The 15,993-nt window shown below is 73.5% G+C and carries 11 protein-coding genes; 4 read left to right on the top strand and 7 right to left on the bottom strand.

Going from position 1 to position 15,993, the window contains the following annotated elements:
* Positions 1-5 precede the first annotated feature (5 nt).
* Entirely contained in the window at positions 6-992 is a 987-nt protein-coding gene (locus FHR78_RS02730) for an ABC transporter permease (protein ID WP_166758964.1), read from the bottom strand.
* 217 nt (positions 993-1,209) lie between these two features.
* On the opposite strand from FHR78_RS02730, the gene FHR78_RS02735 reads away from it, so the two are divergent.
* Positions 1,210-2,883, top strand: a complete 1,674-nt coding sequence (locus FHR78_RS02735) for an ABC transporter family substrate-binding protein (protein WP_166758965.1) — start codon at positions 1,210-1,212, stop codon at positions 2,881-2,883.
* Between the two features lie 484 nt (positions 2,884-3,367).
* Here the strand turns inward: FHR78_RS02735 and FHR78_RS02740 are convergent, their stop codons facing one another.
* Genes FHR78_RS02740 through FHR78_RS02755 form a run of 4 tightly spaced genes read right to left on the bottom strand, consistent with a single transcriptional unit; the run spans position 3,368 to position 6,117 of the window.
* Positions 3,368-4,012, bottom strand: a complete 645-nt coding sequence (locus FHR78_RS02740) for a signal peptidase I (protein ID WP_347878020.1) — start codon at positions 4,010-4,012, stop codon at positions 3,368-3,370.
* Positions 4,003-4,941, bottom strand: a complete 939-nt coding sequence (locus FHR78_RS02745) for a hypothetical protein (protein ID WP_166758966.1) — start codon at positions 4,939-4,941, stop codon at positions 4,003-4,005. The genes FHR78_RS02740 and FHR78_RS02745 overlap by 10 nt, the downstream gene beginning before the upstream one ends.
* A complete protein-coding gene (locus FHR78_RS02750; protein ID WP_166758967.1) occupies positions 4,938-5,540 on the bottom strand; it encodes a hypothetical protein in 603 nt (200 codons plus the stop codon). The genes FHR78_RS02745 and FHR78_RS02750 overlap by 4 nt, the downstream gene beginning before the upstream one ends.
* A gap of 13 nt (positions 5,541-5,553) precedes the next feature.
* Entirely contained in the window at positions 5,554-6,117 is a 564-nt protein-coding gene (locus FHR78_RS02755) for an alternate-type signal peptide domain-containing protein (RefSeq protein ID WP_166758968.1), read from the bottom strand.
* Between the two features lie 354 nt (positions 6,118-6,471).
* Here FHR78_RS02755 and FHR78_RS02760 point away from each other — a divergent pair, with 354 nt between their 5' ends.
* Positions 6,472-8,472, top strand: coding sequence for an alpha-1,4-glucan--maltose-1-phosphate maltosyltransferase (locus FHR78_RS02760; protein ID WP_166758969.1), 2,001 nt, complete (start codon positions 6,472-6,474; stop codon positions 8,470-8,472).
* A gap of 13 nt (positions 8,473-8,485) precedes the next feature.
* Positions 8,486-11,065: a 1,4-alpha-glucan branching protein GlgB gene (gene glgB / locus FHR78_RS02765; RefSeq protein ID WP_166758970.1), complete on the top strand. Its 2,580-nt coding sequence runs from the start codon at positions 8,486-8,488 to the stop codon at positions 11,063-11,065.
* 96 nt (positions 11,066-11,161) lie between these two features.
* Here the strand turns inward: glgB and FHR78_RS02770 are convergent, their stop codons facing one another.
* Both FHR78_RS02770 and FHR78_RS02775 read right to left on the bottom strand, forming a co-directional pair.
* The gene (locus tag FHR78_RS02770; RefSeq protein WP_166758971.1) at positions 11,162-12,148 is read right to left on the bottom strand and encodes a tetratricopeptide repeat protein; all 987 of its coding nucleotides are present in this window, start codon (positions 12,146-12,148) and stop codon (positions 11,162-11,164) included.
* Complete coding sequence (locus FHR78_RS02775) at positions 12,145-13,947, bottom strand: hypothetical protein (RefSeq protein WP_166758972.1); 1,803 nt, start codon at positions 13,945-13,947, stop codon at positions 12,145-12,147. Before FHR78_RS02775 ends, FHR78_RS02770 begins: the two co-directional genes overlap by 4 nt.
* A gap of 246 nt (positions 13,948-14,193) precedes the next feature.
* Between FHR78_RS02775 and FHR78_RS02780 the strand changes: the two genes are divergently transcribed.
* Positions 14,194-15,945 carry a DivIVA domain-containing protein gene (locus tag FHR78_RS02780; RefSeq protein WP_166758973.1) on the top strand — a complete coding sequence of 584 codons (1,752 nt, stop codon included), beginning with the start codon at positions 14,194-14,196 and terminating at the stop codon, positions 15,943-15,945.
* The last annotated feature ends 48 nt before the right edge of the window (positions 15,946-15,993 follow it).

Raw genomic sequence — 15,993 nt, forward strand, 5'->3', positions numbered from 1 at the left:
TCCCCTTACTTCTGGCTGCGCACGCGCGGGTCGAGGACGGCGTTCAGCACGTCGCTGACGAAGCCGGCGAAGAGCACGACGACGGCGCTGTAGAGCGTGTAGGCCACGACGACGTTGACGTCGTTGCCCTGGACGGCGTCGATGAACCAGGCGCCGAGGCCGTTCCAGCCGAAGATCTTCTCGGTGAAGGTCGCGCCGGTGAGCACCCCGAGGAACGCGAAGGCGAACAGGGTCGTCATCGGGATGAGGGCGGTGCGCAGGCCGTGCTTGACGATGGCGGGGCGCCTCCTCAGGCCCTTCGCCCGCGCGGTGCGGATGAAGTCGGCCTGGAGCACGTCGAGCATCGTGGACCGCTGGTACCGGCTGTAGATGGCGATCAGGCCGACCGCGATCGAGATGGTGGGCAGCAGGAGGTGCACGGCACGGTCGCCGACGACGGTCGCGAAGCCGCCCCCGAGGCCGGGCGTCGCCTCGCCCGTGAAGCTGATCAGCTGGAACCCGAGCACGCTGTTGAGCTGCGTGGCGCCGATCTTGAGCAATACCGCCGACAGGAACACCGGCGTCGAGATCAGGATGAACGACAGCACCGCGGAGACCCGGTCGGACAGCTTGTACTGGCGGATCGCGTTCCACGTGCCGACCGCGATCGCGAGCACGATGCCGATGACCGAGCCGGCGAGGAGGAGGCGGAGGCTGACCCCGAGGCGAGGCCAGAACTCGGCGTCCACCGGCTTGTCCTGGATGGTCTGCCCCAGGTCGCCGGTCACGGCGCCGCCGAGCCAGGTGGCGTAGCGCTCGACCACGGGGACCTTGTCGTTCACGCCGATCGAGTCGAGCTTCGCGTCGATCACCTGCTCGGTGGGGCGCGGGTTGCGCTCGGCGTACGCGGACCGGGGGGTGAACGTCGCCGACGCCAGGAAGTACGTCAGCGACGTGGCGATGAAGACGAGAGCGACGTAGTACACCAGCCGCCGCGCGAGATAGCGGGCCATGGAAGAACAACATAGACGTACCCCGGGGGCCGACCGTCACGTGACGTTTCGGGCGTGTAACGAAGTGGCAGAAAAGTTTGTACCGACTGCACACATCCGTAGCGTGGCACTCGTCGGTCCCGGAACAGGGGGACCCCGGCTCGTGATCACCAGCCGGGAACGCACCTCGGACACCTGGGATGACCGGCGTTTTTCACACCATCTAGTTCGGAGTGCCATGAAGAACACGAAGAAGGCCGGCGTCGTCGCGGGCCTCGCCGCACTCGCTCTCGTCGTCACGGCGTGCAGCAGCGGCGGCGGCCAGGGCGGCGACAGCGCACCCAAGGACGGCGTGCTGTCCCCCACCGGCGACATCAACGCCACGGCGGCCGCCGACGTGCAGCAGGGCGGCACGCTCACGCTGCCGCTCACCCAGCTGCCCTCGCAGTGGAACTACGGCCAGCTCGACGGCGCGCTCGTCGACGCGAACCTCGTCGAGACGGCGATCCTGCCGCAGCCGTTCCGCATCGACGAGGACGGCGTGCCGCAGCTCGACGAGGACTTCGTCACGAGCGCCGAGGCGACGAGCGACGACCCCCTGGTCGTCACCTACGACATCAACCCCGACGCCACCTGGAACGACGGCACGCCGATCACCGTCGCCGACTTCCAGGCGTGGTGGACGGCCCTCAAGGGCACGAACGCCGAGTACCTCGTCGGCAGCACGCTCGGCCCCGACCGCATGGCCAGCGTCGAGCCCGGCACGAGCGACAAGCAGGTCGTCGTGACGTACTCCGAGCCCTTCTCCGACTGGAAGTCGATGTTCGCGCCGCTCTACCCGGCGAAGATCTACAACGACCCGACGGCCTTCAACACCGCCTACGTCGACGCGGTGCCGATCTCGGCCGGCCCGTACAAGATCGACGCCATCGACCAGACGGCCCAGACCGTCACGATGGTGCCCGACGAGAACTGGTGGGGCGACGCCCCCAAGCTCGACAAGGTGATCTTCCGAGCCCTCGACGGCGACGCCGACATCGACGCCTACCTGAACGGCGAGATCGACCAGGTCTACGCGAACTCGTCCGACCGCTACGACCGCGTCAAGAACGCGGACGGCAGCGAGCTGCGCGCCGCGCCCTCGGCCCGCTACACGCACGTCGACTTCAGCACCAAGGGCCTGTTGGCCGACGAGTCGGTGCGCCAGGCGATCCAGCACGCGGTCGACCGGGACGCCCTCGGCAAGGTCATCACAGGCACCCTGCCCTACGAGGTCACGACCCTGAACAACCACCTGTACCTCAGCACCGACGGCGCGTACAAGGACAACGCGGGCGAGTACGGGAACTACGACGTCGACGAGGCAGGCAAGATCCTCGACGACGCGGGCTGGGAGATGGACGGCGACGTCCGCGCGAAGGACGGCGAGCAGCTCGCCATCTCGGTCACCATCCCGTCGTCGGCGCCCGTGTCGCAGCAGCTGGCCGAGGTCATGCAGAGCCAGCTGGCCGCGGTCGGCATCAAGCTCGACATCAACGCGGTCGGCACCGACGCCTTCTTCGAGGACAACGTCACGCCCGGCAACTACGACATGACGATCTTCGTCTGGGCCGGCACCGGCTACCAGGCGTCCGCCGTCAGCATCTACAACCAGGACGAGCAGGGCCAGAACTACGGCCGCGTCTCGAACGACGAGATCAGCTCGCTGCTCGACGAGGCCGTGGCCGAGGGCGACCCCGACACCGCCGCCGACCTGTACAACCAGGCCGACGAGGCCATCTGGCAGATCGGGCACTCCATGCCGATCATCCAGCAGCCCCTCGTCTCGGCGCAGAGCCCGGAGCTGGCGAACTACGGCGCCCGCGCCGGGGCCACCGACCTCGACTGGACGATCGTCGGCTTCACGAAGTAGCACCGTCGCCCCTCGGGGCACGACCACGAGCCCCGCTCGGACCGCGCCACGGCGCGGGACGGGCGGGGCTCCGTGCTGTCGGGCCGACGCTCTTGCCTGACCGACGTCCGCCGGGAGCCGACGATCTCCACCGGCCGGCGTTCGGCTCGAACCGTCGCGGGCACCATGCCGGGCCACGGTGGCCCCTGCTCGCGACCGGACCCGTTCGGGCCGGGTCCGGGCGCGCTGCAGCAGAGTCCCGGGGTCGGCCCCGCGGCGATCGACCGCGGGGACGGCAGGACGGTGTCCGTCCGAGGGACGAGCGTGTCGAGGGCGCCGGGCTCTCGGGGCGGATCGCACCCCGGGCGGGCAGGCCGCGTCGACGTCTCCGACACTACCGGTCCCCCACCTGGCGGACAAGACATCTCCATGCGAGTGCATGCACCCAGTTGGAGGGGCATCCGGCCCGACCGGGCTCGGCCTCAGCCCGACGGAGCCGGCGGGCTCAGGCCGAGGAGGCGGCCGACCGGCGGCCGTGACCGGTCCCGCCCTCGTGCCCGCGCCTCCTGCGTCGCAGCCCCGCCGCGAGCGCCCACACCGCGTAGAGGCAGAGGCCGACGCCCGCGGCGCTGGCGACCCAGCCGCGCCCCTCGCCCCCGACGGCCTGCGCCGCCCAGCCCACCAGCGGCAGGCTGTACCAGACGGCGCCCCGCACCTGGACGGGCATGACCGCCTCGGCGTCCGCGGCGTCGTTGGCGTCGCCCCGCATGACGAACGCGCGCGTGCCGTCGGACGACGACACGACCTGGACGACCCGGTGGGTGACGACGGCGGCCTCGCCCGACTCGAGCTGGTAGGTGAGGACGTCGCCCGGCTCGACGCGGTCGGTGTCGACCGGCCGCACGACGAGCAGGGTCCCCGGCGGGAAGGTGGGCTCCATCGAGCTCGTCAGCACCGTGAGCGGCGTCGAGCCCGTCGCCTTGGGCACGACGACGAGCAGGGCCGCGAGGCCCAGGACGAGTCCGAGCACGCCCACGCTCAGGCCGAGCGACACGGCCCGCAGGAGTCCCCCGCGGCCGGACGCGCGCGCCTCGCGACGCGAGGGCTCCCGGCCGACCCTCGCCGCGCCTCCCCCGTCGCTCACGCGCACGACACCTGACGCTGGCCGGACGCGCTCGGCCCGACGACGACGGCGCCCGTCCAGGCGACGGGACCCGGCTCGGCGCCGGCCACCGACCGGACGTCGACGGTCACCCGGCCGTCGGGCACGAGCGACGCGGGCACCATGTCGCGCGTCACGTCGTGGGACTTCGTGGGCGCCTGGCCCGACACGGTGTTGCCGACGCGTCGCCCGCCGACGAAGATCCCCCACTGGTCGGAGTCGACCGGGGCGTCCCACGAGACCGTGGCGTACGACGTGCCGTCGCCCGTGTCGACGGTCCGGCAGCTGAGCGCCCGGGCCGTGGGCGTCGTGGGGGCGGCCGTCGTGTACCGGGTGTTCTGGTAGAAGTCCTCGATGCTGGCCCAGTCGGTCCAGCCGTGCGAGCCTCCCGAGACCTCGAAGACCGGGTTGACGGTGACCCCGTCGGGCGCCGAGGAGGCGGCGGTCGACCGCCAGCACCAGGTCACCCGGGACGAGGCGGGCGCGCTGCCGGCCGCGACGGGGGGCGAGGCCCAGGTGCCGCCGGGCGAGCCCGCGGGCACGTCGGAGTCGCAGGAGGCGGTCGTCGTCGGCCACACGCGGACGTCGACCCGCTCGGAGAGCTCGCGCGAGACGGCGCCGGTCGTGCCGGCGGCGGCGGTGAGCCGGTAGTCGACGGGCACGGTGCTGCCGTTGAAGACGGTGATCGCGGTCGTGAACGACTGCCCGGGCGCCGTGTAGTCCACGGCGCGCGGGCTCGAGGACTCGAGCTCGAGGTCCACCTTGGCGAGGATCGTCCGGGCCGGCGCCTCCGCGGAGGCCGTCCAGAGCGCCCAGCCCGTGCCGGTGCCCGTGCCCACGAGGGCGACGACCAGGGCCACGAGCGCGGCCGTCCTGCCGAGCCCGCGAGCGCGCCGCGACGAGGCCGCCCCGGTCACGACGCCACCTGCGTGCCCTCGAGGCGCACGGACCAGTCGCCGACCCCGCCCTGGACCGTCTGGGGCGCGTCGGCGTCGAGCAGCACCTCGACGCACACCGTCGCCGAGGAGCCCGGCTCGAGCCGCGGCAGCACGTCGGCCCGGAACCCGACGAGGCGGGAGGGCGCGACGTCGGCGAGGGCGGACGCGCACGACCCGCCGGCAGGGAGGGGCGCGACCCTGAGCCGCAGCTCGTCGAGCGAGGCCCCGGCCGTCGGCCCGTCGAAGGCGGCGCTGACGTCGTCCGTCGTCGCCGCGACCGAGAGCGGGACGACGCCGGTGTTCCTCAGGACGAACGACCCGGCGGCGCCCGTGCCCGGGAGCAGGCCCCGGGAGCTGAGCCCCGTCGCCTGCGAGACGGCGAGCGCCGCCGTGCCGGTGGTCACGACGCCGCCGACGCGAGCCGGCGCCGACGAGCTCCAGAGGGCGTACGACCCGCCGGTGGCGACCAGGCCGAGGGCGACGGCGCCGACCACGACGGCCGTGGCCGCCCAGACACGGCGGAGGGCGCCGCGCCGCAGGGCGGCGTGGCGTGCTCCGGGGTGCGGGCGGCGCGACACGGGTGGGGCCCCGCTACTCGACCTGGGTCAGGGTGAAGACGACCTTGGTCAGGTCGAGCGTCTTGTCCTGCGTGCTGTTGTCCGCGTCGGTCGGCACCGACACCCCGAGCCGGGCGACGGCCGTCGTGCTCGAGGTGGACGGCGTCACCGAGAAGGCGTTCGCGCGGCCCGAGACGGGGGCGAAGCCGGCGGGCGACGCCGTGTCGGTCCGGCTGGTCTGGACCGTGAGGACCGGGACCACGCTGGTCAGCGTGCTCGTGGTCGCGCCGAGGTCGTACGAGAAGACGGCCTTGAGGCCGGTGCCCGAGGCGGTGACCGTGACGGGGACGGTGTACTCGAGCTGGGTTCCGGGGATCATCCGGTACGACGACAGCTCGGCGTCGCTGAGCAGGGAGCCGGTCCGCAGGTCCTTCCACTGCCCGGTGCCGGGCGTGGTCGCGAGGCTGAGCTGTCCGGTGCGCAGCACGCCCGCCGAGGCGGAGGCCGAGCTGTTCCAGACGGCGAAGGTGCCGGCGCCCCCCAGCAGGAGGGCGATGCCGGCGGCGCCGGCGACGGCGCTCTTGACGAAGGCGTTCATGATCTGTCCTGTCCGCGCTCGGGCGCGTCGAACGTCGCCCGGGTCGCCGTGGGATGCCGCCGGCTCGGGTGACGCGTGTCGGGTGCAGTGCCGCGTCGGGGAGTTCGGGCCCGCGACGCCGCCGACGGGCGCCGGGCTCGCGGGGTTCGGGTCCCGCGGCGGGCTGGCCTGTCGACTCGTGCGACGGTACCCGGTCCTCCGAAATGCCGACAGGGTTCTCATGCATCCGCATGCACCCAATCCGGGGGGCACCGGCACGGCCGACCGCTCGAGGAGCCTCCCGAGGCGGCCACCACGGGCTCCGAGCCCGAGGAGGCGGTACGCCGGGCCCGGAGACCGGGTAGCGTCGCCACCGTGGCGACAGCATACGAACCCAGAGTCGGGCGGATCCCCGTCACGGCGCTCTCCCCGACCACCCCCGACCGGGACTTCCCGACGAAGGCCTTCGCCGGAGAGGTCGTGCCGTTCGGCGCGACCGTCTTCCGCGAGGGGCACGACGTCGTCGGCGCGGACCTGGTCCTGACCGACCCCTCCGGCACCGAGTCGCGACACCCGCTCGCGGCCGGCCTCCCCGGCACCGACCGCTGGACGACGGAGGTGCAGCTCGAGACGGAGGGCGACTGGACCTGGCAGGTCGAGGCGTACACCGACGACTGGGCGACCTGGCTGCACACCGCCGAGATCAAGGTGCCCGCCGAGCAGGACGTCGAGGTGACGTTCGCCCTCGGCAGCCGCCTCCTCACGGCCGCCGCCCCCGGCTACCCGGACACGACGCTGGTGCGCGACGCCGCCAAGGCGCTGTCGAACGAGGCCCTCTCGCCCGGCTCCCGCCTGCGCGTGGCCACCGACCCGCGCCTGGCCGCCGTCTTCGCGGCGAAGCCGATGGCCAGCCTCGTCACGCGGAGCGCCCCGGAGGAGCTGCGCGTCGAGCGCACGCGCGCCGCCGTCGGCAGCTGGTACGAGTTCTTCCCCCGCAGCGAGGGCGCGAAGAAGCAGCCCGACGGCACGTGGAAGAGCGGCACGTTCCGCACCGCCGCCCGGCGACTGCCCGCCATCGCACGGATGGGCTTCGACGTGGTCTACATCCCGCCGGTGCACCCCATCGGCACGACGTTCCGCAAGGGCCCCAACAACACGCTCACCGCGGGCCCCGACGACCCGGGGTCGCCCTACGCGATCGGCTCGCCGGACGGCGGCCACGACGCGGTGCACCCCGACCTCGGCACGCTCGCGGACTTCCGCTGGTTCGTCGACACGGCCAAGAACACCGGCCTCGAGCTGGCGCTCGACCTGGCGCTGCAGTGCTCGCCCGACCACCCCTGGGTCACCGAGCACCCCGAGTGGTTCACGACGCTCCCGGACGGCACCATCGCCTACGCCGAGAACCCGCCGAAGAAGTACCAGGACATCTACCCCCTGAACTTCGACGACGACTACGAGGGCGTCAGCCGCGAGGTGCTGCGCATCGTGCGGCACTGGATCGAGCTCGGCGTCACGATCTTCAGGGTCGACAACCCGCACACGAAGCCGGTGCGCTTCTGGGAGTGGCTGCTGCACGAGGTGCGCGAGACGAACCCCGAGGTGGTGTTCCTCTCGGAGGCCTTCACGAAGCCCGCCATGATGCAGGCGCTGGCCCGCGTCGGGTTCCACCAGTCGTACACGTACTTCACCTGGCGCAACGAGAAGTGGGAGCTCGAGGAGTACCTGCACGAGCTCTCGAAGGAGACGAGCGCCTGGCTGCGCCCGAACCTCTTCGTGAACACGCACGACATCCTCACGCCGTACCTGCAGTACGGCGGCCGACCCGCCTACAAGGTGCGCGCCGCGATCGCCGCCACGGCGTCGCCGACCTGGGGCGTCTACTCGGGCTACGAGCTCTTCGAGGACGTCGCGCGGCCGGGCTCCGAGGAGAACATCGACAACGAGAAGTACGAGTACAAGCCGCGCGACTGGGCCGGGGCGGAGGCGGAGGGCGCCACCCTCGCGCCGTACCTGACCCAGCTCAACCGCATCCGTGCCTCGCACCCGGCGCTCCGCCAGCTGCGCAACCTCGACCTGCACTCGAGCGACGACGACGCCGTCCTCGTCTACTCGAAGTACCTCTCGCGGGCGCACACCCGCAGCGGCCGGGCCGACGCGATCATCGTCGTGGCCAACGTCGACCCGCACTCGGCCCGCGAGACCACCGTCCACCTCGACGTCACGAAGTTCGGCCTCGCGCCGGGCGGCACGTACACGGTGCGCGACCTCGTCACGGGCCAGTCGTGGACCTGGGGCGACGACAACTACGTCCGCCTCGACGCCTTCGTCGAGCCCGTCCACGTGCTGTCCGTCGACCTCACCCGAGCGCCGTAGGAAGGCGACCACCATGAGCATCTTCTCCCGCCACGGCGCCTCGCGCGACGAACCCGCCCGCGAGCCCGCCGCCCCGCAGCCCCCCGTCGAGGCCGACGCGGCCGTCGAGGCCGATGCGGCCGTGGAGCGCCCCGACGAGCAGCGCCCCGTCGAGCAGCCGCCCGTCGAGCAGCCGCCCGTCGTCCTCGACGAGGCCGACCCGCCGGTGACGGCCGAGCCGCCCCTCCCGGCCGACGTCCCGGCGACGACCGACGAGCCGACCACGGCCGACGAGCCGACCACGGCCGACGCCCCGACCACGACCGACGAGCCGACCACGGCCGACGGGCCGGACGAGGGCACCGACCCCGCCGAGGCCGACGAGCCCGCCGACGTCGCCCCCGTGCGGCACGAGGACCCGACGCCTCCCGACGTCCGCCGCGACCCCGTCGTCACGGCGCCGTCTCTGCCCGGCCTCGACGACGCCGAGGTCCAGGCCGCGGCCGAGGGCCGGCACTCCCACCCTCACGCGCTGCTCGGCGAGCACACGGCCGACGGCGTCACCGTCGTGCGCGTCGTCCGGCCCCTGGCCGGTGCCGTCTCGGTCACCGGCGCCTCGGGCGAGAGCGTCGTCCTCGAGCACCTCGCGCACGGCCTCTGGCAGGGCGCCGCGTCGTCGCCCCTCGGCGGCTACCAGGTCACGGCCGAGTACGAAGGAGGCGCCCCCTGGGTCGCCGACGACCCGTACCGGTTCTCCCCCACCGTCGGCGACCTCGACCTGTACCTCTTCGGCGAGGGCCGCCACGAGCAGCTCTGGACGGTGCTGGGCTCCCACGTGCGCGAGCACGAGGGCGCGAGGGGAACCTCCTTCGCGGTCTGGGCGCCGCACGCGCAGGCCGTCCGCGTCGTCGGCGACCTCAACGGCTGGTGGGGCGAGCGGCACGCGATGCGCCGCCTGGACGGCAACGGCGTGTGGGAGCTCTTCGTGCCCGGGCTCGACGAGGGCTCGTACAAGTACCAGATCCTCACGCCCGACGGCGAGTGGGTGGAGCGGGCCGACCCGATGGCGCGCCGTTCCGAGGTGCCGCCGGCCACCGCCTCCGTCATCACCGAGGCCGGCCACGACTGGAGCGACGACGCCTGGCTCGAGCGCCGCGCGGCGTCCGACCAGCACGCCGGCCCGATGAGCGTCTACGAGCTGCACGTCGGCTCGTGGCGTCCGGGCCTCGGCTACCGCGAGCTCGCCGACCCGCTCGTCGACTACGTGACCGCGCTCGGCTTCACGCACGTCGAGTTCATGCCCCTGGCCCAGCACCCGTTCGGCGGCTCGTGGGGCTACCAGGTCACCGGCTACTACGCGCCGCAGAGCACCTGGGGCTCCCCCGACGACCTGCGCTACCTGATCGACCGCCTGCACCAGGCCGGCATCGGCGTCATCGTCGACTGGGTGCCCGGGCACTTCCCCAAGGACGAGTGGGCACTCGGCCGGTTCGACGGGCGCAGCGTCTACGAGCACTCCGACCCGCGCCGGGGCGAGCAGCCCGACTGGGGCACCTACGTGTTCAACTTCGGCGACTCGCAGGTGCGCAACTTCCTCGTCGCGAACGCGCTGTACTGGTTCGAGGAGTTCCACGTCGACGGGCTGCGGGTCGACGCGGTCGCCTCGATGCTCTACCTCGACTACAGCCGCAACGACGGCGAGTGGCTGCCCAACGAGCACGGCGGCCGCGAGGCGACCGAGGCGATCTCGTTCCTGCAGGAGACCAACGCGACGGCCTACCGCCGCAACCCCGGCATCGTCATGATCGCCGAGGAGTCGACCAGCTGGCCGGGCGTCTCGCGGCCGACCAGCGAGGGCGGCCTCGGGTTCGGCCTCAAGTGGAACATGGGCTGGATGCACGACACCCTCGACTACGTCGAGAAGGACCCGCTGTACCGCTCGTACCACCACGGCGAGATCACCTTCTCGTTCCACTACGCGTGGAGCGAGAACTTCATGCTGCCGATCAGCCACGACGAGGTCGTGTACGGCAAGGGCTCGCTCTTCGAGAAGATGCCCGGCGACGACTGGCAGAAGCGGGCCAACCTGCGCGCCTACCTCGCGTACATGTGGGGGCACCCCGGCAAGCAGCTGCTGTTCATGGGCTCCGAGTTCGGCCAGCCCACCGAGTGGAGCCAGGAGCTCGGGCTCGACTGGTCGGTGCTCGACCGGCCGCAGCACCAGCAGGTCTTCGACCTCGTCAGCCGCCTCAACCAGGTCTACCGGTCGGAGAGCGCCCTCTGGGCGCACGACTTCGACACCGACGGCTTCGAGTGGATCGACGGGGGCGCCGCCGAGCAGAGCGTCGTCGCGTTCCTGCGCAAGTCGGGGTCGGGCGACTCGGTCGCCGTGCTGGCGAACTTCTCGGGGCAGCCGCAGCGCATGCGCTTCGGCCTGCCCGAGGCCGGCACGTGGGACGAGGTGCTCAACACCGACGCGACGATCTACGGCGGGTCGGGCGTGGGCAACTTCGGGGCCGTCACGGCCGTCGACAGCCCCTGGGCCGGTCGGCCTGCCTCGGCCGACGTGCAGCTGCCGCCGCTGGGCGTCGTCTGGCTCAAGCTCCGCCGCTGAGCCGCTGAGCCGCCCGCCCCGGCGGGCGGACACGGAGAGGGCCCCGACGACCAGGTCGTCGGGGCCCTCTGCTCGTGGCCGGCGTGGCCGGCGGACTCAGTAGAGCAGCATCGTGAGCCGACGACGGGCCGCCGCCACGCGGGGGTCGTCGAGGCCGACGATCTCGAAGTAGTCGAGCAGGCGCGTGCGGGCGGCGTCCTTGCCCGCGGCGTCGAGGGACGGGAACACCGTGAGGACCCGGTCGAAGGCGTCGTCGACGTGGCCGCCGCTGACGTCGAGATCGGCAACGGCGAGCTGCGCCTCGACGTCGGTCGGCGCGGCGGCCGCCGCGCCCCGCACGTCGGCGATCGTCACGCCCTGCAGCCGCGCGATGAGCGAGACCTGGGCGAGGCCCGCGACGGCCAGCTGGTCGCGCGGATCCTGCGCGATCGCCGTGCGGTACGCCGTGATCGCGGCGTCGTAGTCGCCGCGGTCGATGGCGTCGTAGGCGTCCTGGTGGTGAGGGGGCAGCGGCTCGGGCTCGGGCTCGGCCTGCTCGCCGTCGACCTCGGGAGCGCCGTCGACGACCGCGCGCCCGGTGACGCCGTTCTGGGCCGCGAGCTCGAGCACCTGCTCGAAGACGTCGCGCACCTGGGCCTCGGGGAGCGCCCCGACGAACAGCTGCACGGGGCGACCGCCGATGACGGCGGCCACGGCCGGGATCGACTGCGCCTGGAAGGCCTGGGTCAGCTGCGGGTTCGCGTCGACGTCGACCTTGACGAGCAGCAGCCGGCCCGCGTACTCGGACACGAGCTTGTCGAGCACGGGCGAGAGCTGCTTGCACGGCCCGCACCACTCGGCCCACAGGTCGACGATCACGGGGACCGTGTTGCTGAGCTCGAGCACCTGCGAGAACGTCGCGTCGGTCGCGTCGACGACCAGCGCGGGCACGGCGACGTCGCCGGGCTGCGAGCCCGCGGCCGCGGGCGGCTGCCCGGGCTCGCCGGGCGCGGCCGCGGGGGCGGGCGGGGCCGGCCGGTTCACGAGCGACGACAGGTCGACGGCCCCTCGCAGGCCGGCGGGGACGGGGGGAAGGCCGGTCACGGCAGCTCCTTCGCATTGATGAGTGCCTGGCTGAAGCCGAGCAGGACGATCTTGTCGTCGCTGCCCACGGGAGGCACCTGGAACAACAACTGGACACCGTACGTCGCCTCGATGCCCTTGGTCGACGTGTCGAGCCCGAGCAGCGACTTGACGACGCCCTGGGGCTCGACGCTGGCACCGGCGGCGGTGGGCTTGACGGTCTCGACCTCGTTCAGCGCCACCGAGACCAGGGCCCCGGCGTCGTTGGTCGCGAAGGCCACGGCCTCGTCCTCGACCGGGGTCGACGTGAAGTCGATGGAGGCGGTGGTCGGCAGCGCCGCGCGCTTGCCGTCCTTGTAGGCCTTGCCGATCTTCTCCCGCAGGGTGTCGCCCTCGGACTGGAACTGCGGGGCCCACTGGCTCTCGTCGCCGTTGCGCAGGATGTCGCCGTAGGCCTCGGCCAGCTGGTCGGGTCGCAGGGTCAGCAGCTTGACGTCGGGCGCGAGGCGCGCGGCCCCGACGGACGCGGGGGCGACCGTCGGCAGAGTGGCCTGGGCCTCGAGCGACTGCGCGTACTCGACGCGGTACGGGTCGCGCGCGGTCTCCTGCAGCAGGGTCAGCGCCACGGGGGCCTTCGTCGCGTCGGCGTCCTGCACGACGACGAAGACCGTCCGCGGCCACGTGTCGGACTGCTGGGGCAGGGTCAGCGTGACGTCGCCCGCCGGGATCGCCAGGGGCCCCGCGGCCGCGGCGTCCTTCGCGCGGATCACGTAGGCCGCCTGGCGCTGCTGCAGGGCAGGGCCGGTGAAGCGCGTCTCGGCGAGGGTCGCGTCGAGCGCGCCGTCGGCCTGGGAGGCGACCGCCGAGATGCGCTCGACGATGCGGGCGGCCTGGGCCTGCGTCACGACGGGAGGCTGCACGCTGGGCGCCTCGGCGTCGTCGGCCCCCTCGGTCGACGTGGGCGTCGGGGTGGCCGTCGCGGAGGCGTCGGCCCCCTCGGCGGGCGCGGGCCAGTAGTCGGAGGAGCAGCCCGCGAGGGCGAGGGAGCCCACCAGCAGGACGGGCAGCACGGCCACGGACCGTCGCGCCCTGCCCCGGCGGGGGCCGGAGCCGCCCTGGGGAGCGTCGATCGACGCCGGGGTGCCCGCCTTGAGCGCCCGACGGCGGGGCGGACGCGGCAGCTTCGGACGCGACCCGTCGCTCGAGGTGCGGCGGGGGCCGCGCGTGCGGCGGTGGTGGAGGATCGCCCAGACGTAGAGGAGGACCCCGATCAGCAGGACGACGAGGCCGCCCACGATCAGGGGGCCGGCGGCGGGCGTGGCGGTGGAGAGCGGCCAGGTCACCGTGATGTCGGACGGGGCCGCGGCGGTGCCGTCGGAGACGACGAGCAGCGACACCTCGTCGGGAGCGTCGAGCGAGAAGGTGAGCGGGCTGCCCGTGTACTGGTCGTACCAGAGGTCGGACTCGGCGGGGTCGGGCACGGTCGTCTCGTCGCCCGACACGGTGCGGGAGACGAGCTCGCCGGCGTCGGCGTCCCACTCGACGAGGTTGTAGTCGGCGTCGCCGACCCAGCCGAGCACGTCGGAGGTGCGACCGGTCGCCGCGAACACGGTGTCGGCCCCGTCGACCGAGACCGCCTGCCTGCCCTCGTGCCCGTGCAGCGCGCTGGCCGGGACCACGGTGACGGTCGCCTCGGACGAGCTCGTGGAGACCGACGACGACACGCTCGACGGCGGCGCGAAGACGGTGCGCTGCGCGAACCCGAGGGCCACCATCACCGCCGCGAGCACGACGACGACGACCGCGATGATGAAACGCACGTTGCTTCTCCCTCCGTGCCGCCATCCCGGTCGGGTGGGAACGCCGCGGCAGACGCCGACGGCGCTCGCGCGGGCCTGGCCGGGAGGCCGGGCACGGCGGCAGGTATTTAAGACGGCTCAGCGTATCCGACCAGGCTGGGAGCCGCACCCTGGTCCCCGAGGCGGAGGCTGCGGGGGTCCGGCGGCCGCTAAAATCGGCGCTCCGGGCACGTCGGACGTGCCCGCCACCGACGTGAAGGAGACACAGTGGCTGCTGACGAGGCGGAATTCGGGACCGAGCTGCGCGGCTACCGCAAGGACGACGTCGACCGGGCCCTCGGCGACCTGCGGCGCGAGCTCATCAAGGCCAACGCCGACCGCGCCGAGATGGCCGGCTCGGTGAAGCAGCTGCAGTCCCGCCTCGACGACCTGCAGAGCGAGCTCGAGGAGGCGGGCACACCCACCTACTCCGGCCTCGGCAGCAAGCTCGAGCGGACCCTCCGCCTCGCCGAGGAGCAGGCGACGGCCCTCGTCAGCAAGGCCGACATCGACGCAGAAGAGCTCCGCACCTCGTCGACCGCCCAGGCCCGCGAGCTGCTGTCGGACTCCCGGGAGCGCGCCGACGCGATCCTCGAGGACGCACGGGGACGCGCCGCCGCCCAGGTCGCCGAGAGCACCGGCGAGGCGGACCGGATGGTGGCCCGCGCACGCGCGGAGGCACGGGCCCTGCTCCAGGAGGCCCAGCGCGACTCCAGCGCCATGCGCGGCGCGGCCGCCACCGAGTCGGCCGAGAACGTCAGCACGGCCCGGCACGAGGTCGCGGCCCTGCACGCCACGGCCGAGCGCGAGGTCGCCGAGCTGCGCGCCCAGGTCGAGCGCGAGGTCGCCGACGCCCGCGACGGCGCCGCCGCCCTCGCCCGCGACACCGAACAGGCCCGGGCCGAGTTCGTCGCCGAGGACGAGCGGGTGCGCGCCGACCTGGCGCGCGAGTCCGAGACCGTCCGGGCAGAGCTCGCCCGCCTCGACGAGACCACGCGGGCCGACCTCGAGCTCGAGGTCGCCACGCGCCGCGACGACCTGGCCCGCGAGGTCGAGGCCGCCCGCGCCGACCTCGACGACGACGTCGAGAACGGCCGGGCCGAGCTCGCGGAGCACGTCGAGCGCACCAGGGCCGAGCTGGACGCCCACGTCGTGTCCACCCGCGCGGCCCTCGAGCGCGAGGTCGACGAGGCGCGTCGAGCCGCCCAGCACGACGTCGACGCCGCCCGGGCCGAGCTCGAGCTCGAGCTGGGCGCCGCGCGCGACGCCCTCGCGGCCGAGGTCGCGGCGACGCGCGAGCGACTCGACCGCGACGTCGAGCAGCAGCGCGACCGGCTCGACCGCGAGGCGGAGGAGGCGCGTGCGGTCGTCGAGGCCGAGACCGCGAACGCCCGCGCCGACCTCGACGCCGAGGTCGCCGAGAGCCAGGCCCAGCTGGTCGACGACGAGGAGGCCCAGCGGGTCCGGCTCGCCGCCGAGGCGGCGACGCAGCACGCCCGGCTCGTCGCGGAGCGCGAGGCCGCCGTCTCCGAGCTCGCCCGCGAGCTCGAGCAGGGCCGCAGCGACGCGGAGGTCGAGCTGCGCACGCGTCGCGACGAGGCCGAGCGCGAGCTCGTGCAGCGCCACCACGCAGCCGTGGCCGAGACGCAGGGCTACCTCGACGACGCGGCGGGGCAGCTCGAGGAGGCGCGCCAGCGGGCGGTCGAGACCCGACGCGAGGCCGACGAGCTCGAGCGCACCTCGCACGAGCACGCCCGCCGGGTCCGCTCCGAGGCCGACGCGACCGCGCACGAGGTGCTCACGAACGCCGAGGAGCGCTCCTCGAGCCTCGTCGCCGACGCGGAGCGCCGGTCGGCGGAGCTCACCGACGACGCCGAGCGACGCCTCGCCGAGATCCGCGAAGAGCGCGACGCCGTGGCCGGGTACCTCGAGAACCTGCGCGCCGTGCTGGCCCCGCAGGCGCAGGGTGCGTCAGAGTAGGCAGTCGGTGGCGCCGAGCTGAACGGCTCACCGGATCCCGACAGGAGC

The sequence above is a fragment of the Frigoribacterium faeni genome, assembly GCF_011761235.1.
GTDB classification, from domain to species: Bacteria; Actinomycetota; Actinomycetes; order Actinomycetales; family Microbacteriaceae; genus Frigoribacterium; species Frigoribacterium faeni_A.

What these genes read in the sequence shown, in the direction of transcription:
- FHR78_RS02730 (WP_166758964.1), bottom strand. Translation starts at nt 992, where the DNA reads ATGGCCCGCTATCTCGCGCGGCGGCTGGTGTACTACGTCGCTCTCGTC.
- FHR78_RS02755 (WP_166758968.1), bottom strand. Translation starts at nt 6,117, where the DNA reads ATGAACGCCTTCGTCAAGAGCGCCGTCGCCGGCGCCGCCGGCATCGCC.
- glgB (WP_166758970.1), top strand. Translation starts at nt 8,486, where the DNA reads ATGAGCATCTTCTCCCGCCACGGCGCCTCGCGCGACGAACCCGCCCGC.
- FHR78_RS02735 (WP_166758965.1), top strand. Translation starts at nt 1,210, where the DNA reads ATGAAGAACACGAAGAAGGCCGGCGTCGTCGCGGGCCTCGCCGCACTC.